At 62.1% G+C, this 14,049-nt stretch carries 21 protein-coding genes and 2 pseudogenes; 17 read left to right on the forward strand and 6 right to left on the reverse strand.

The genetic code is table 11. The annotated features are described in order from the left end of the window. The 13 genes and pseudogenes from tuf to AB7E35_RS07565 form a co-directional block, all read left to right on the forward strand. Nucleotides 1-127, forward strand: a pseudogene (gene tuf, locus AB7E35_RS07505) (elongation factor Tu); the annotation flags it as partial. Nucleotides 128-153: 26 nt separating this feature from the next. Beyond that, the gene (rpsJ, locus tag AB7E35_RS07510; protein ID WP_003059431.1) at nucleotides 154-465 is read left to right on the forward strand and encodes a 30S ribosomal protein S10; all 312 of its coding nucleotides are present in this window, start codon (nucleotides 154-156) and stop codon (nucleotides 463-465) included. Between the two features lie 248 nt (nucleotides 466-713). Further along, a complete protein-coding gene (gene rplC, locus AB7E35_RS07515; RefSeq protein WP_428167339.1) occupies nucleotides 714-1,388 on the forward strand; it encodes a 50S ribosomal protein L3 in 675 nt (224 codons plus the stop codon). Next, nucleotides 1,388-2,008, forward strand: a complete 621-nt coding sequence (rplD, locus tag AB7E35_RS07520) for a 50S ribosomal protein L4 (protein ID WP_428167340.1) — start codon at nucleotides 1,388-1,390, stop codon at nucleotides 2,006-2,008. The genes rplC and rplD overlap by 1 nt, the downstream gene beginning before the upstream one ends. Further along, complete coding sequence (gene rplW / locus AB7E35_RS07525; RefSeq protein WP_406623500.1) at nucleotides 2,005-2,319, forward strand: 50S ribosomal protein L23; 315 nt, start codon at nucleotides 2,005-2,007, stop codon at nucleotides 2,317-2,319. Before rplD ends, rplW begins: the two co-directional genes overlap by 4 nt. 3 nt (nucleotides 2,320-2,322) lie before the next feature. Beyond that, nucleotides 2,323-3,147, forward strand: a complete 825-nt coding sequence (rplB, locus tag AB7E35_RS07530; protein WP_047349369.1) for a 50S ribosomal protein L2 — start codon at nucleotides 2,323-2,325, stop codon at nucleotides 3,145-3,147. Between the two features lie 10 nt (nucleotides 3,148-3,157). After that, nucleotides 3,158-3,436 carry a 30S ribosomal protein S19 gene (gene rpsS / locus AB7E35_RS07535; protein ID WP_024813777.1) on the forward strand — a complete coding sequence of 93 codons (279 nt, stop codon included), beginning with the start codon at nucleotides 3,158-3,160 and terminating at the stop codon, nucleotides 3,434-3,436. Nucleotides 3,437-3,445: 9 nt separating this feature from the next. Beyond that, nucleotides 3,446-3,778 carry a 50S ribosomal protein L22 gene (rplV, locus tag AB7E35_RS07540; RefSeq protein WP_020229468.1) on the forward strand — a complete coding sequence of 111 codons (333 nt, stop codon included), beginning with the start codon at nucleotides 3,446-3,448 and terminating at the stop codon, nucleotides 3,776-3,778. A 17-nt stretch (nucleotides 3,779-3,795) separates the two neighbouring features. Beyond that, on the forward strand, nucleotides 3,796-4,674 hold the full coding sequence (gene rpsC / locus AB7E35_RS07545; protein ID WP_428167341.1) for a 30S ribosomal protein S3: 879 nt from the start codon (nucleotides 3,796-3,798) through the stop codon (nucleotides 4,672-4,674). 2 nt (nucleotides 4,675-4,676) lie between these two features. After that, nucleotides 4,677-5,093, forward strand: coding sequence for a 50S ribosomal protein L16 (rplP, locus tag AB7E35_RS07550; protein ID WP_011803749.1), 417 nt, complete (start codon nucleotides 4,677-4,679; stop codon nucleotides 5,091-5,093). A 12-nt stretch (nucleotides 5,094-5,105) separates the two neighbouring features. Beyond that, nucleotides 5,106-5,315 carry a 50S ribosomal protein L29 gene (rpmC, locus tag AB7E35_RS07555; protein WP_428167342.1) on the forward strand — a complete coding sequence of 70 codons (210 nt, stop codon included), beginning with the start codon at nucleotides 5,106-5,108 and terminating at the stop codon, nucleotides 5,313-5,315. A gap of 9 nt (nucleotides 5,316-5,324) precedes the next feature. Continuing rightward, nucleotides 5,325-5,594: a 30S ribosomal protein S17 gene (rpsQ, locus tag AB7E35_RS07560; RefSeq protein ID WP_011803751.1), complete on the forward strand. Its 270-nt coding sequence runs from the start codon at nucleotides 5,325-5,327 to the stop codon at nucleotides 5,592-5,594. A 122-nt stretch (nucleotides 5,595-5,716) separates the two neighbouring features. Next, complete coding sequence (locus AB7E35_RS07565; RefSeq protein WP_428167343.1) at nucleotides 5,717-6,223, forward strand: peroxiredoxin; 507 nt, start codon at nucleotides 5,717-5,719, stop codon at nucleotides 6,221-6,223. A gap of 189 nt (nucleotides 6,224-6,412) precedes the next feature. Here AB7E35_RS07565 and AB7E35_RS07570 read toward each other — a convergent pair whose 3' ends face one another. Next, complete coding sequence (locus AB7E35_RS07570; RefSeq protein WP_428163972.1) at nucleotides 6,413-6,856, reverse strand: GNAT family N-acetyltransferase; 444 nt, start codon at nucleotides 6,854-6,856, stop codon at nucleotides 6,413-6,415. A gap of 114 nt (nucleotides 6,857-6,970) precedes the next feature. Next, nucleotides 6,971-7,669, reverse strand: coding sequence for a cytochrome b/b6 domain-containing protein (locus tag AB7E35_RS07575; RefSeq protein ID WP_428163973.1), 699 nt, complete (start codon nucleotides 7,667-7,669; stop codon nucleotides 6,971-6,973). Between the two features lie 271 nt (nucleotides 7,670-7,940). Here AB7E35_RS07575 and AB7E35_RS07580 point away from each other — a divergent pair, with 271 nt between their 5' ends. Beyond that, nucleotides 7,941-8,402 (forward strand): c-type cytochrome, encoded by a 462-nt coding sequence (locus AB7E35_RS07580; protein WP_428163974.1) that lies wholly within the window; start codon nucleotides 7,941-7,943, stop codon nucleotides 8,400-8,402. Nucleotides 8,403-8,507: 105 nt separating this feature from the next. Here the strand turns inward: AB7E35_RS07580 and AB7E35_RS07585 are convergent, their stop codons facing one another. Next, complete coding sequence (locus tag AB7E35_RS07585) at nucleotides 8,508-9,011, reverse strand: TlpA disulfide reductase family protein (protein ID WP_428167344.1); 504 nt, start codon at nucleotides 9,009-9,011, stop codon at nucleotides 8,508-8,510. A gap of 248 nt (nucleotides 9,012-9,259) precedes the next feature. On the opposite strand from AB7E35_RS07585, the pseudogene AB7E35_RS07590 reads away from it, so the two are divergent. The 3 genes and pseudogenes from AB7E35_RS07590 (at nucleotide 9,260) to ptsP (ending at nucleotide 11,733) form a co-directional block, all read left to right on the forward strand. Then, nucleotides 9,260-9,704, forward strand: a pseudogene (locus AB7E35_RS07590) (PTS sugar transporter subunit IIA). Next, entirely contained in the window at nucleotides 9,676-9,945 is a 270-nt protein-coding gene (locus AB7E35_RS07595) for an HPr family phosphocarrier protein (RefSeq protein ID WP_428163976.1), read from the forward strand. Before AB7E35_RS07590 ends, AB7E35_RS07595 begins: the two are co-directional and overlap by 29 nt. 18 nt (nucleotides 9,946-9,963) lie before the next feature. Further along, nucleotides 9,964-11,733: a phosphoenolpyruvate--protein phosphotransferase gene (gene ptsP, locus AB7E35_RS07600; protein WP_428163977.1), complete on the forward strand. Its 1,770-nt coding sequence runs from the start codon at nucleotides 9,964-9,966 to the stop codon at nucleotides 11,731-11,733. A gap of 85 nt (nucleotides 11,734-11,818) precedes the next feature. On the opposite strand, the gene lipA is transcribed toward ptsP, so the two are convergent. Genes lipA through AB7E35_RS07615 form a run of 3 tightly spaced genes read right to left on the reverse strand, consistent with a single transcriptional unit; the run spans nucleotide 11,819 to nucleotide 13,821 of the window. Next, a complete protein-coding gene (gene lipA / locus AB7E35_RS07605; protein ID WP_428163978.1) occupies nucleotides 11,819-12,799 on the reverse strand; it encodes a lipoyl synthase in 981 nt (326 codons plus the stop codon). 21 nt (nucleotides 12,800-12,820) lie between these two features. Next, entirely contained in the window at nucleotides 12,821-13,501 is a 681-nt protein-coding gene (lipB, locus tag AB7E35_RS07610; protein WP_428163979.1) for a lipoyl(octanoyl) transferase LipB, read from the reverse strand. A 23-nt stretch (nucleotides 13,502-13,524) separates the two neighbouring features. After that, a complete protein-coding gene (locus AB7E35_RS07615) occupies nucleotides 13,525-13,821 on the reverse strand; it encodes a YbeD family protein (RefSeq protein ID WP_428163980.1) in 297 nt (98 codons plus the stop codon). Between the last annotated feature and the right edge of the window lie 228 nt (nucleotides 13,822-14,049).

Here is a 14,049-nt window from a genome sequence, read left to right on the forward strand (position 1 = left end):
TGGCGATAACGTGTCGATCACCGTGAAGCTGATCAACCCCATCGCCATGGAAGAAGGCCTGCGCTTCGCTATCCGCGAAGGCGGCCGCACCGTGGGCGCCGGCGTTGTTGCCAAGATCATTGAGTAATCCTGCACGCACGGAAGGAATACACAATGTCCAAGCAAAAGATCCGCATCCGCCTGAAGGCCTTCGACTACAAGCTGATCGACCAGTCTGCAGCGGAAATCGTTGATACCGCCAAGCGCACCGGCGCTATCGTCAAGGGCCCCGTGCCCCTGCCGACACGCATGAAGCGCTTCGACATTCTGCGTTCGCCGCACGTCAACAAGACCAGCCGCGACCAGTTTGAAATCCGTACGCACCAGCGCCTGATGGACATCGTCGATCCCACGGACAAGACGGTGGACGCTCTGATGAAGCTGGACCTGCCTGCCGGCGTGGACGTCGAAATCAAGCTGCAGTAATCAGCTGTGTGGCTTGAGGCAACCGGGCGCACAACAGGTGCCGGGTTGCCGCTGACGCGGACTTGCTTGCAAAAGTGGTCCGCGTTATAATTTGCGGCTTCGCGTTTTACGCCCCATGTTGGGTAAGCGGCGCGGAGTTTTATCAACCTTCTTTCGTGTGTGCAGGTGCTGGCTGTTTTGGCCGATGCTTGCGGGCAAACGCCTTGGCCAATTGAAGTCGGGGCGGCGGAAGTTTTGGAGTACAACCAATGAGTCTGAGCAACTCCCTCGGGTTGCTGGGTCGCAAGGTGGGCATGATGCGTCTGTTCACGGATGACGGGGATGCAGTGCCCGTCACGGTGGTGGATGTGTCCAACAACCGTGTGACCCAGGTGAAAACCCAAGAGAACGATGGCTACGTGTCCTTGCAGGTCACGTTCGGTTCGCGCAAGGCATCGCGCGTAACCAAGCCTGAAGCCGGCCACCTCGCCAAGGCAGGTGTCGAAGCCGGTGAAATCATCCGTGAATTCCGCGTGACTGCTGAAACTGCTGGCAAATATGCTGCTGGCAGCGCCGTTCCGGTGGCTGATGTGTTCAGTGTGGGCCAGAAAGTCGATGTGCAGGGCACCTCGATCGGTAAGGGCTATGCCGGCACTATCAAGCGTCACAACTTTAGCTCGCAACGCGCGTCGCACGGTAACAGCCGTTCGCACAACGTTCCTGGCTCCATTTCGATGGCGCAGGATCCGGGTCGCGTGTTCCCTGGCAAGAAGATGACGGGTCATATGGGTGACGTCACTGTCACCACGCAAAACCTCGACGTGATTCGCATCGACGAAGCGCGTCAACTGCTCTTGATCAAGGGCGCTGTTCCGGGCTCCAAGGGTGGGTTCGTCACGGTGCGTCCGGCCATCAAGGCGCCAGCTTCCAAAGGAGCGAACTAATGCAGCTCGAACTCCTGAATGAACAAGGCCAGGCAGCTTCCAAGGTGGAAGTGCCAGAGACCGTGTTCGATCGTCAATACAACGAAGACCTGATCCATCAGATCGTCGTCGCCTACAAGGCGAATGCTCGCCAGGGTACGCGTGCCCAGAAGGATCGCGAGCAGGTTCGTCACTCGACCAAAAAGCCTTTCAAGCAAAAAGGCACCGGTAATGCGCGCGCTGGTATGACCTCTTCGCCGCTGTGGCGCGGGGGCGGTCGCATTTTCCCGAACCTGCCTGAAGAAAACTTCTCGCACAAGATCAACAAGAAGATGTATCGCGCCGGCATGGCTTCCATTCTGTCGCAGCTGGCCCGCGAAGGCCGCCTGGCGGTGGTGGAGTCCCTGAAGCTTGATACGCCCAAGACCAAGGTTTTGGCCGACAAGTTCAAGGCCATGAACCTGCAATCGGTGATGGTGATCGCCGATGAAGTCGATGAAAACCTGTACCTGGCATCGCGCAATCTGAAGAACGTGTTCGTGACCGAGCCGCGTTATGCAGACCCCGTGTCGCTGGTTCACTACAAGAAAGTGCTCGTCACCAAGGGCGCGATCGACAAACTCAAGGAGATGTTCGCATGAGCACGCTCAAGTTTGACGAAGGTCGTCTGATGCAGGTGTTGGTGGCTCCCATCGTGTCCGAAAAGGCCACTATGGTTGCCGAGAAGTCCAACGCTGTGACGTTCAAGGTGCTGCAGAACGCAACCAAGCCCGAGATCAAGGCTGCCGTGGAACTGATGTTCAAGGTGGAGGTCAAGGGCGTTTCTGTGGTGAACACCAAAGGCAAGACCAAGCGCTTTGGCAAGACCGTGGGCCGCCGCGACAACGTGCGCAAGGCCTATGTGCTGTTGAAGGAAGGTCAAGAGCTGAACCTGTCCGGGGAGGCTGCGTAAACCATGGCCGTTATCAAGATCAAACCCACTTCCCCGGGCCAGCGCGGCGCGGTGAAGATTTCGCGTGACCACCTGTACAAGGGTGAGGCGTTTGCTGCACTGCTGGAGCCCCAGTTCCAGAAGGCCGGCCGCAACAACAACGGTCACATCACCACCCGCCACAAGGGCGGTGGCCACAAGCACCACTACCGCGTGGTGGACTTCCGTCGCAATAAAGACGCCATCCCCGCCAAGGTGGAGCGCATCGAGTACGACCCTAACCGCACGGCCCACATCGCCCTGGTGTGCTATGCCGACGGTGAGCGTCGCTACATCATTGCTCCGCGCAACCTGGAAGTGGGCGCCACGATCGTCAGCGGCTCCGAAGCTCCGATCCGCGTGGGCAACACTCTGCCGATCCGCAACATTCCTGTGGGTTCGACCATCCACTGCATCGAGCTCAAGCCCGGTGCAGGTGCGCAGATCGCTCGCTCTGCTGGCACGTCGGCCACGCTGCTGGCCCGCGAAGGCGTGTACGCCCAGGTGCGTATGCGTTCTGGCGAAGTGCGCAAGATCCACATCGAGTGCCGCGCCACCATTGGTGAAGTTGCCAACGAAGAACACAGCCTGCGCCAGTTGGGCAAGGCCGGTGTGAAGCGTTGGATGGGTATCCGTCCCACGGTGCGTGGCGTTGCCATGAACCCGATCGACCACCCGCACGGTGGTGGTGAAGGCCGTACTGGCGAGGGCCGTCATGCTGTTGACCCATGGGGCAACCTGACGAAGGGCTACCGCACCCGTAACAACAAACGCACACAAGTCATGATTGTGTCGCGTCGTAAGAAGTAAGGGGTAGCAAATGACTCGTTCTCTCAAAAAGGGTCCGTTTGTTGACCATCACTTGCTGGCCAAGGTCGAAAAGGCTATCGCCACCAAGGACAAGAAGCCAGTCAAGACCTGGTCGCGCCGCTCCATGGTTCTGCCCGAGTTCATCGGTCTGACCATTGCCGTGCATAACGGCAAGCAGCACGTACCGGTGTATGTCACCGACCAGATGGTGGGCCACAAGCTGGGCGAGTTCGCCCTGACGCGCACCTTCAAGGGTCACCCGGCGGACAAAAAAGTCCAGAAGAAATAAGGAACGACCATGTCTGAAACACGTGCAGTCCTCCGGGGCGTCCGTCTGTCGGTCGACAAGGGTCGCCTGGTTGCTGATCTGATCCGCGGCAAAAAAGTGGATCAAGCCCTGAACATCCTGGCTTTCACGCAGAAAAAAGCTGCCGTGATCGTCAAGAAGGTTCTGGAATCCGCCATTGCCAATGCCGAGCACAACGACGGCGCCGACATCGACGAACTGAAGGTCAAGACCATCTTCGTCGAGCAGGGCACAACGCTCAAGCGCTTCACCGCGCGCGCCAAGGGCCGCGGCAACCGTATCAGCAAGCCTACGTGTCACATCTACGTGACCGTGGGTAACTAAGGCCAATAGGAACGAATATGGGACAGAAAATCCATCCTACCGGCTTTCGCCTATCGGTCAGCCGCAACTGGGCCAGCCGCTGGTACGCGAGCAATCGTGACTTCGCCGGCATGCTGGCCGAAGACATCAAGGTGCGCGAGTTCCTGAAGGCCAAGCTGAAGAACGCCGCCGTCTCGCGCATTCTGATCGAGCGCCCCGCCAAGAACGCCCGTATCACCATTTACTCGGCTCGTCCGGGCGTGGTGATCGGCAAGAAGGGCGAAGACATCGAGAACCTGAAGAAGGAACTCGCCACACGCCTGGGCGTGCCGGTTGCTGTGAACATCGAGGAAGTGCGCAAGCCTGAGATCGATGCCAAGCTGATCGCTGACAGCATCACCCAGCAGCTGGAAAAGCGCATCATGTTCCGCCGCGCCATGAAGCGCGCCATGCAGAACGCCATGCGTCTGGGTGCCCAGGGCATCAAGATCATGTCCGCTGGCCGCTTGAACGGTATCGAAATCGCACGTACCGAGTGGTACCGCGAAGGCCGTGTGCCGCTGCACACCCTGCGCGCCGACATCGACTACGGCACCTCGGAAGCCAAGACCACCTACGGTGTGATCGGCGTGAAGGTGTGGGTCTACAAGGGCGACACACTGGGTCGTAACGACCTGCCAGCCGCAGAAACGCCGCGCCCTGAAGAAGAGCGCCGCCCCCGCGGTCCCCGTCGTGATGGTCGTGGCGATGGCCGCCCTGGCGACCGCGCCGGTGCAGGCCGTGGTGGCCGCCGCCCGATGGGCACCAACACAGCCCCTGCCGACGGTAGCGACAAGCCCGCCGGCGCTGGTGGCGATTCCGTTAAGCGCGTCAAGAGCGCGCCCGCTGCCGCAGCGGCGGACGGTAAAGGAGAATAAATATGCTGCAACCTGCTCGCCGCAAGTTCCGTAAGGAACAAAAAGGCCGCAACACCGGCGTTGCCACACGTGGCAATTCGGTAGCTTTCGGTGACTTCGGCCTGAAGTGCACGGATCGTGGCCGTCTGACGGCCCGCCAGATCGAGGCCGCGCGCCGTGCGATCTCTCGCCACGTCAAGCGTGGTGGTCGTATCTGGATCCGCGTGTTTCCCGACAAGCCGATTTCCACCAAGCCCGCTGAAGTGCGTATGGGTAACGGCAAGGGCAACCCCGAGTACTACGTCGCCGAGATCCAACCCGGCAAGGTGGTGTTCGAGATCGTTGGCGTGCCTGAAGAGCTGGCCCGCGAAGCGTTCCGCCTGGCTGCTGCCAAGCTGCCGCTGCGCACCACCTTCGTCGCCCGTCAGATTGGCGCTTAAGGAGACATCAACATGACGAAAGCTGCTGAACTCCGCCAAAAAGACGTGGCCGGCCTGGAAGCCGAAATCAAGTCGCTGCAAAAGGCCCACTTCGGTCTGCGCATGCAAAAAGCCACGCAACAATTGGGCAACACTGCGACGATCAAGGCCACGCGCCGCGACATCGCCCGTGCCAAGACCATCCTTGCTGAAAAGCAAGCCGCTGACACCGTGAAGGCTTAAGGAGCGAACATGACGGAAGCTAAAAAATCCCTCAAGCGCACCTTGGTTGGCAAGGTGGTCAGCGACAAGCGCGCCAAGACCGTGACCGTGCTGGTCGAGCGCCGCGTGAAGCATCCCATTTACGACAAGATCATGATCAAGTCGAGCAAGTACCACGCCCACGACGAAAACGGCGAGTACAAGATGGGCGACACCATCGAGATCACGGAAAGCCGTCCGCTGTCCAAGACGAAGAACTGGGTGGCGACCCGTCTGGTGCAAAAGGCCGGACTGCTCTAAGTCTTCGCAGATCTCGGTCTGCAGGCCCTCTAAAAACGACCCACAATGTGGGTCGTTTTTGTTTTCGGGGCCTGCACGGGTGGGTTCCGCTGGCTCTTCAACGCTCAACCAAGGAGATTTTTATGATCCAAGTCGGCGATACGCTGCCCGCCATCACCCTGATGGAGTATTCGGAAGTCGAGGGCAATGGCTGCAGCATCGGCCCCAACCCGGTCGATGTGCAAAAGGCCGCGGCAGGCAAGACCATCGCACTGTTCGCGGTGCCTGGCGCCTTCACGCCCACCTGCTCGGCCAGGCATGTGCCTGGCTACGTCGAACACGCTGACGCCCTCAAGGCCGCTGGTGTCGATGAGATCTGGTGCCTGGCGGTGAACGATGCCTTCGTGATGGGCGCCTGGGCGCGTGACCAGAAGACGGACGGCAAGGTGCGCATGCTGGCGGACGGTGACGCCGCCTTTGCCAAGGCCACGGGCCTTACGCTGGATCTGAACGGCAAGGGTCTGGGTCTGCGCAGCAATCGCTACTCCATGCTGGTCAAGGACGGCAAGGTGGTGGCGCTGAACGTGGAAGGCCCCGGCAAGTTCGAGGTGAGCGACGCGGCCACGCTGCTGGCGCAGGCGAAGGCATAAAGCCACCGCGCATCCGTGCGCAAAACGCGTGCAGGCCGTCAGGCTGCACCTGACCGTATCGGTTCAAAGCGCACCAGATCACCAAAGACAGAACGCCGCCGCAGTCGCCAGGCTGGGGCGGCGTTTTGTATTTCGCTATGTAATTAGTAGCTGGGGGCGCTTGTTTTACGGGGGCTAGAGGCCAAACGGCTATAAAAGATTTGCCTTCAGATAATGTGAGCCCGGCACTGGGTTGTGGTAGTAGGGCGGAATCTCTTCGAAGCCCAGCTCTGCGTACAGCGCACGCGCAGACTCCATGCTGTCCAAGGTGTCAAGCAGCACGCAGTGGTAGTCCGCTAGCCGGGCATAGTCCAGCATCGCCTCGGCCAGCTGACGGCCCAGACCGAATCCGCGAAACGCCTTGCGCACGAAGAGGCGCTTCATCTCGCAGGCATTGGGATAGTCTGCGCAGTCCAGTGGCCGCAAGGCGCAACAGCCAGCGATGCTGCCTTCAACCTGGGCCAACAGCAGGTGTCCGCGCGGCGGCGCGTACTCGCCCGGCAGTGTGAGCAGCTCAGCGGCGAAGTTTTGAAACGACAGATCCACATCCAGGCTGTCAGCGTACTCCTGGAAGATCTCGCGCACTATGTCCATCTCGTGGGGCAGTGTGGGGATTAGCAGCGTAACGTCAGGAAGATGATCCACTGTGCAAACGGTCTGGCAAGACAAATACGGTATTCAGTGTAGCCGCGAGGGCTCACCGGACTGCTAAAAAGCCCCCAGTCTGGCTACCCACCAGGCCACCAGGCCGCACAGGGTCACCACCAGTGTTGCGAGAGTGCGGCTGGCCGCATCGTCGCGCGAAGCCGTTGCATGGGTCGAGCCCTCGGTCAGATGCTTGTCGCCGTACAGGATTGCGCGCACCAGCGGCTGCCGCCGCACGAGTACATAAAAGGTGATGGCCAGCAGGTGCAGCACCACCAGGCCGATCAGCAGGTACTGGCCCACGTCCTTGTGGAACCAGGTGGCCTGGCCCACCCATTCGCCGGAGACAAAGCGTGACAGCGATCCGGCAAATGCAATTTCGTCATCGCTCATCAGCCCACTGACCAGCTGGGCTACCAGTGCCGCCAGCATGCCCAGCACCGACAGCGCGCCCAGCGGCGAATGCCCCAGTCGCTGCGCATCAGCAACTTGCTGAGGGTCCTCGTACTCTTTGCCGGTCAGGTGGCGCGCCAAACGCGCGGGAGTGGGCACAAAGTTGGCAAAGCGCGACCAGTGCCCGCCGATCAGCCCCCACACCAACCGGAACAGCAGCAGCGTCAGCATCACGTAGCCCAGACGTAGGTGCCATTGCATGGCGTTACCGCCCAGCTTGGCGGTGACCACCAGGGCGACGGTGGTGGCGGCAAGACTCCAATGAAAAAGGCGAGTAGGCAAATCCCATACGCGTACGGTGTGCGACATGGCTGGCAGGTGAAACAAAAAAAGACGCAGCTATTGTGCACACGAGCAGCAGCGGCCGGCAAACAGGGCGCTGCGCCGCAAGACGCGACCCACGGCCGTCCATGGACGCCGGGCTCAGGCCTGCGGGCGTGTTTACGATCTGAAGGCGGGATTTCCGAGCGAAGAACCGGTGCATGCGGGCGCTGTGTCACAAAGGCGGGCCATACTGCGCGCCGGCGAGCGTACTCAACTGTCGCCGCTTCGACCTCTTTTTTACGACAAGGTGCATTTCATGTCACTCAAAACCATTGCTCTTGCCGCAGCTGCTGCTGCAGTCACGCTGGTGTCGTTGCCTGCTGCTGCCCAGTTTGCCAAGTCTGAAGACGCCATCAAGTACCGCCAAGGCTCGCTGTTCGTGATCGGCCAGCATTTCGGGCGCATCGGCGCCATGGTCAACGGCAAAGCGCCTTTCGACGCCAAGGTCGCGCAAGAAAACGCTGACCTGGTCGCCTCGCTGGCCGCGCTGCCCTGGACCGCCTTCGGCCCGGGCACCGACAAGGGCGCTGCACATAAGGCCAAGCCAGAAGCCTGGACCGAGCAGGCCAAGTTCAACGAGCATGCCGACAAGTTCAAGGCCGAGGCCGTCAAGCTGGCCGCCGCCGCCAAGACCGGCAATCTGGACAACCTGAAAGCTGCCTTCGGCCCCGCAGCCAGCTCCTGCAAGGCTTGCCACGACGCGTACCGCTCGCGCTGATCTGCTATTTTTTCGATAGCTGTTTACGCTTGACTCATAAGTGCCAAAGGCCGATTTCGATCAAGAAATCGGCCTTTGCCATTGATGCGGCAACGGTGATGGGTGTCAGGCCTGTGCCAGAAGGCGCTCGATGAGCTTGTGCAGCTCGGCAAAGTCGGGCGCGCCCACGAAGCTTTTCACGATTTCGCCGCGCTTGTTGACGATGAAGGTGGTAGGCGTCAGCTTCACGTCGCCCCAGGCCTTGGCCACCGTACCGGTGTTGTCGATGGCCACCTTGAACGGCAGCTTGCGCGTCTCGCTGAAGTTGACGACGTAGCTCGGCGGGTCGTAGCTCATGGCCACGGCCAGCGTCTCGAAGCCCCGGCCCTTGTACTTGTCATAAGTGGCGACGATCTCGGGCATCTCCGCCACGCAGGTGGTGCAGCTGGTGGCCCAGAAGTTCACCAGTGTCACCTTGCCCTTGAGGTCGGCGGTGGTCTGCTGCGAGCCGTCCAGCAGGACAAAGGTGGACTGCGGAGCCGCCTGCGTACCCGTGTCCAGCACCCATAAGGCCGCTGCGGCGGCACATGCCGCCACCGCGCCTGCCGCCAGCCATTTCCTGATCTGCATGTCGTGTGTTCCTGTGCTTTGTCGTGATCTTCAGTGGCGCACGCGGCCTTTGTGACTTTTTCGGCCCGCCTGCGCGCCGCCTGCTCGCGGACGCAGGGCATTGTGCCGCACGGGGCGATGACCAAGAGCCCTGCATTGCCTTGTGATTGCGTGGCGCGCAAGAAGTTCGGCAGTGCCATCGCGCCACTGAACCGGGCAGTGCCGCGCAGGTCTGCAGGCACGGTGATAATGCCGGTCACACCACGGCCATGAACACACGTCTTTTCATCATCGCCCACGCCCCCCTGGCGCACGCAATGCGCGCAGGCGCGCTGCACGTGTTTCCCGATTGCGCCGACGATGTGCTGGCCCTGGACGTGCCCCCCGACGAGCCGCCCGAGCAAACGCTGGCTGGCGCGCGCGCGCTGCTGGCCGCGCACAGTGATGCGCCCGTGCTGGTGCTGTGCGACGTGTTCGGTGCCACGCCTTGCAATGTGGCCCAGCGGCTGGTAGACGACGTGCGCTCGCGCCTCGTCGCGGGTCTGAACCTGCCCATGGTGCTGCGTGCCCTGACCTACCGCGCAGAGCCGCTGGATGCGCTGGCTGCGCGTGCCATCGTCGGGGGAGCGCAGGGCGTCATGCAGGTGGCGGCCGCCATGCCAGCCCCGGAACCGACAAGCCTTCGATGATCAAGAAAACCGTACGCATCAGTAACAAGCTGGGCCTGCATGCCCGTGCCTCCGCCAAGCTGACCAAGCTGGCGGGCAGTTTCCCGTGTGATGTATGGATGAGCCGGGGCGATCGCCGTATCAATGCCAAAAGCATCATGGGCGTGATGATGCTGGCCGCGGGGCTGGGCTCGGAGGTCGAGGTGGAAACCGACGGAGCGCAGGAGCAAGAGGCGATGGATGCGCTTGTGGCGCTCATCGATGGCAAGTTTGGCGAGGGCGAGTAAAGGGCGGGTGGGATCGATATGACTTTCTCCATCCACGGCCTCGCCGTCGCGCGCGGTATTGCCATCGGGCGGGCGGTGCTGGCGACGTCCAGCCGCGTGGAGGTGGTGCACTACTTCATTCAGCCCGAACAGGTTAATTCCGAGATTCTGCGCGCGCGTCACGCCCGCAATGCCGTGATCGAAGAGCTGCAGCGCCTGCAGGCCGAGATGCCGCACGATGCCCCACACGAACTGGCGGCGCTGCTGGACGTGCACCTGATGCTGCTGCAAGACGAGATGCTGGTGAACGGCGTCAAGCACTGGATCACCGACCGCCTGTACAACGCCGAATGGGCGCTGACCACGCAGCTGGAGATCATCAGCCGCCAGTTCGACGAGATGGAGGACGAATACCTGCGCGAGCGCAAGGCCGACCTGGAGCAGGTGGTGGAGCGCATCCTGCGCCACATGAAGGGCGTGGCCAGCCCTGTGGCCCCGCCACCCAGCAGCCCGCGCCGCCAGGCCGAGGCGGGCGCAGAGGCCGAATTCTTGCTGGGCGGCGCGGCCGATGCGCCGCTGGTGCTGGTGGCGCACGACCTGTCGCCGGCCGACATGCTGCAGTTCAAGCAAAGCGTGTTTGCCGGTTTCGTCACTGACGTGGGCGGCAAGACCAGCCACACGGCCATCGTCGCGCGCAGCATGGACATTCCGGCCGTGGTGGGCGCGCGCGGCGCCAGCCAGCTGGTGCGGCAGGACGACTGGGTCATCATCGACGGCGACGCCGGCGTGGTGATCGTTGACCCGTCGCCCATCATCCTGGCCGAGTACGCTTTTCGCCAGCGCCAGATCACGCTGGAGCGCGAGCGCCTCATGCGGCTGCGCCACACGCCGGCTGTCACGCTGGACGCACAGGCCATTGAGCTGCTGGCCAACATCGAGCAGCCCGCAGACGCCGCCGCCGCACTGCGTGCCGGTGCGGTGGGCGTAGGCCTGTTTCGCAGCGAGTTCCTGTTCATGGGCCGCAGCGGCCGCCTGCCCGATGAGGATGAGCAGTACAGCGCCTATCGTCAGGCCATCGAGGGCATGCAGGGCCTGCCGGTGACCATACGCACCGTGGACGTGGGCGCCGACAAGCCCCTGGACAAGGGCCATAAGGATCACTCGCTCAACCCTGCGCTGGGACTGCGCGCCATCCGCTGGAGCCTGGCCGACCCGGCCATGTTCCGTACCCAGTTGCGCGCGGTGCTGCGCGCGGCGGCGCATGGGCCGGTGCGGCTGTTGTTTCCAATGCTGGCGCATGTCGGTGAGATTCGCCAGACACTGGCCCAGGTGGACTTGGCGCGCTCCGAGCTGGATGCGCGTGGCGCCAGCTACGGCCCGGTGCAGCTGGGCGCCATGATCGAGGTGCCCGCAGCGGCGCTCATCGTGCGCCAGTTCCTGCGTTACTTTGATTTTTTGTCGATCGGCACCAATGATCTGATCCAGTACGCGCTGGCCATCGACCGCGCCGACGAAGCCGTCGCCCATCTGTACGACCCGCTGCATCCGGCAGTCCTGCGGCTGGTGGCCGACGTGATCGACGAAGGCGCGCGCCAGGGCAAGAGCGTGAGCGTCTGCGGCGAGATGGCCGGCGACGCCGACATGACCCGTCTGCTGCTGGGCTTGGGGTTGCGCAGCTTTTCAATGCAGCCGTCACAAATCCCGGCGGTCAAGCAGGAAATTTTGCGCGCCGACGCCCGCAAGCTTGCGGGCTGGGCGCAGCAGGTGCTGGATCAGGACGAACCTGCCGCCCTGCTGACGGCGCCTTGAGTTGCTATCTAATCAATAGCTGCAGGCGCTTGATTTCAAAGCGCTGAGAGCTTTTTGGGCTTGTGTTGCGTAGCTATCGCGCACATCACACGCCCGCGGCGTGCGCCTGCTGGTCAGCGTGGTAGCTGCTGCGCACCATGGCGCCCACGGCGGCGTGGCTGAAGCCCATGTCGTAGGCTGCTTTTTCGAACATCTTGAAGGTGTCGGGATGCACGTAGCGGCGCACCGGCAGATGGCTGTTGGTGGGCGCAAGGTATTGGCCGATGGTCAGCATGTCGATGCCGTGCGCACGCATGTCGCGCATCACCTGCAAAATCTCGTTGTCCGTCTCGCCCAGGCCCAGCATCAGGCCGCTCTTGGTGGGCACGTCGGGATGCAGCTGCTTGAACTTTTGCAGCAGGTTGAGGCTGAACTGGTAGTCCGAGCCGGGGCGCGCCTCCTTGTAGAGGCGCGGCACGGTCTCCAGGTTGTGGTTCATCACGTCGGGTGGCGCGGCCTTGAGGATCTCCAGCGCGCGGTCGTCGCGACCGCGGAAATCGGGCGTGAGAATCTCGATCTGCGTGTCGGGCGCCAGCTCACGGATGCGCTGGATGCATTCGACAAAGTGGCCGCTGCCGCCATCGCGCAGGTCGTCGCGGTCCACGCTGGTGATGACAACGTATTTCAGCTGGAGTGCGGCAATGGTTTTGGCCAGGTTCAGCGGTTCGTCCTTGTCCAGCGGGTCGGGCCTGCCATGGCCCACGTCGCAAAACGGACAGCGGCGCGTGCACTTGTCGCCCATGATCATGAAGGTGGCCGTGCCTTTGCCAAAGCATTCGCCGATGTTGGGGCAGCTTGCCTCCTCGCACACGGTATGCAGCTTGTGCTCGCGCAGGATGTTCTTGATTTCGTAGAAGCGCGTGGTCGGGCTGCCCGCCTTCACGCGGATCCAGTCAGGCTTTTTGAGGACTTCGCCCTGCTCCACCTTGATGGGAATGCGCGACAGCTTGGCCGCAGCCTTCTGTTTGGCGAGTGGGTTGTAGGCTTCGGTGGGTTGCGCTTCGCGCACGACTTCTGGAGTGCTCATGGCTGTATGGGAGGGTGCGGGTCAGGGCGCAAGGCGGCGTGACAGCTGTTGGCCCAGCACGGCCGCGGCGTCGTCCCAGGGGATGTGAACGCCGATTGTAGAAAGATCGACCGTCTGCAAACCTGCGTAACCGCAAGGGTTGATGCGGGAGAAGGGCTCCAGATCCATGCTCACGTTCAGTGCCACGCCGTGGTAAGTGCAGTGGCGCGTCACTTTGATGCCCAGTGCAGCAATCTTTCCGAGCCCGGTGAAGTCGGGCTGGGGTGGGGCGTCTTCTGCGCCGCGGCGTTGTGGGCGCTGCGCCAGCATGCCGTGGCCGGAGGGGTCGTCCAGGCGCACATAGATGCCGGGCGCGCCGGCCACGCGGTGGCCTGTCAAGCCGAAATGCGCAAGCGTGCGGATGACTGCCTCTTCGATGCGATACACGTATTCCTTGACGTAGTAGCCCGCGCGGCGCAGGTCGATAAGCGGGTAGGCCACCACTTGACCCGGGCCGTGGTGCGTCACCTGCCCACCGCGGTTGGTGGCAACGACGGGGATGTCGCCAGGTGCAAGAATGTGAGCACTCTTGCCTGCCAGGCCCTGTGTATAGACCGCTGGGTGCTCACAAATCCATAGCTCGTCGGGCGTGTCGCAGGTGCGTTCCTGGGTGAAGCGCTGCATTGCGTCCACCGTCGCCAAATAGTCCACGCGGCCTAGCATGCGTGGCTCAATCCCCTGTTTCGTCAAAGCACCACCTTGACCATGGGATGGGAGGTCAGCGCGCGGTAAAGGTCGTCAAGCTGCTGCTGGCTGGTGGCGGTGATCGTGATGGTCACACCCAGGTAGTTGCCCGCTCGGCTGTCGCGCAATTCGATGGTGGAGGCGTCAAAATCAGGATCAAAGCGGTGCGCAAGCTCGGTCACCGCATGCACGAAGCCGTTGACGTTGGCGCCCATCACCTTGATCGGAAAGCGCGACGGAAACTCGATCAGTGAGTCTTTGCGGGAGGTGACAGGGGTGGGGTCGGTGGGCAGCGTCATGTGGCTCTTTAATGGGGTGGATCCGGCGGGATGGGCCGCGGGTTCCTGGCGGCCGGGCAATGTTACATCCGGCCGTTTGTCACTTTCGGCGTAGACCAGAAGGCAAAGCTGCACGACAATGCGCGTCTGCGTGCAGCCACAAAAGTTGAGCTTACGCCCCCCCGGTGCAACAACCAATCGCAACGGCTTGTAGATTGCGGGGGGTTTTTACCTATAATCAAAAGCTTT

The sequence above is a fragment of the Diaphorobacter sp. genome (assembly GCF_050251835.1).
Classification (GTDB): Bacteria; Pseudomonadota; Gammaproteobacteria; order Burkholderiales; family Burkholderiaceae_C; genus JBFXIE01.

Excerpts from the sequence above, each read along its gene's own strand:
- rpsJ (WP_003059431.1), top strand. The coding sequence starts at position 154 with ATGTCCAAGCAAAAGATCCGCATCCGCCTGAAGGCCTTCGACTACAAG.
- rplC (WP_428167339.1), top strand. The coding sequence starts at position 714 with ATGAGTCTGAGCAACTCCCTCGGGTTGCTGGGTCGCAAGGTGGGCATG.
- rplD (WP_428167340.1), top strand. The coding sequence starts at position 1,388 with ATGCAGCTCGAACTCCTGAATGAACAAGGCCAGGCAGCTTCCAAGGTG.
- rplW (WP_406623500.1), top strand. The coding sequence starts at position 2,005 with ATGAGCACGCTCAAGTTTGACGAAGGTCGTCTGATGCAGGTGTTGGTG.
- rplB (WP_047349369.1), top strand. The coding sequence starts at position 2,323 with ATGGCCGTTATCAAGATCAAACCCACTTCCCCGGGCCAGCGCGGCGCG.
- rpsS (WP_024813777.1), top strand. The coding sequence starts at position 3,158 with ATGACTCGTTCTCTCAAAAAGGGTCCGTTTGTTGACCATCACTTGCTG.
- rplV (WP_020229468.1), top strand. The coding sequence starts at position 3,446 with ATGTCTGAAACACGTGCAGTCCTCCGGGGCGTCCGTCTGTCGGTCGAC.
- rpsC (WP_428167341.1), top strand. The coding sequence starts at position 3,796 with ATGGGACAGAAAATCCATCCTACCGGCTTTCGCCTATCGGTCAGCCGC.
- rplP (WP_011803749.1), top strand. The coding sequence starts at position 4,677 with ATGCTGCAACCTGCTCGCCGCAAGTTCCGTAAGGAACAAAAAGGCCGC.
- rpmC (WP_428167342.1), top strand. The coding sequence starts at position 5,106 with ATGACGAAAGCTGCTGAACTCCGCCAAAAAGACGTGGCCGGCCTGGAA.
- rpsQ (WP_011803751.1), top strand. The coding sequence starts at position 5,325 with ATGACGGAAGCTAAAAAATCCCTCAAGCGCACCTTGGTTGGCAAGGTG.
- AB7E35_RS07565 (WP_428167343.1), top strand. The coding sequence starts at position 5,717 with ATGATCCAAGTCGGCGATACGCTGCCCGCCATCACCCTGATGGAGTAT.
- AB7E35_RS07570 (WP_428163972.1), bottom strand. The coding sequence starts at position 6,856 with ATGGACATAGTGCGCGAGATCTTCCAGGAGTACGCTGACAGCCTGGAT.
- AB7E35_RS07575 (WP_428163973.1), bottom strand. The coding sequence starts at position 7,669 with ATGTCGCACACCGTACGCGTATGGGATTTGCCTACTCGCCTTTTTCAT.
- AB7E35_RS07580 (WP_428163974.1), top strand. The coding sequence starts at position 7,941 with ATGTCACTCAAAACCATTGCTCTTGCCGCAGCTGCTGCTGCAGTCACG.
- AB7E35_RS07585 (WP_428167344.1), bottom strand. The coding sequence starts at position 9,011 with ATGCAGATCAGGAAATGGCTGGCGGCAGGCGCGGTGGCGGCATGTGCC.
- AB7E35_RS07595 (WP_428163976.1), top strand. The coding sequence starts at position 9,676 with ATGATCAAGAAAACCGTACGCATCAGTAACAAGCTGGGCCTGCATGCC.
- ptsP (WP_428163977.1), top strand. The coding sequence starts at position 9,964 with ATGACTTTCTCCATCCACGGCCTCGCCGTCGCGCGCGGTATTGCCATC.
- lipA (WP_428163978.1), bottom strand. The coding sequence starts at position 12,799 with ATGAGCACTCCAGAAGTCGTGCGCGAAGCGCAACCCACCGAAGCCTAC.
- lipB (WP_428163979.1), bottom strand. The coding sequence starts at position 13,501 with ATGCTAGGCCGCGTGGACTATTTGGCGACGGTGGACGCAATGCAGCGC.
- AB7E35_RS07615 (WP_428163980.1), bottom strand. The coding sequence starts at position 13,821 with ATGACGCTGCCCACCGACCCCACCCCTGTCACCTCCCGCAAAGACTCA.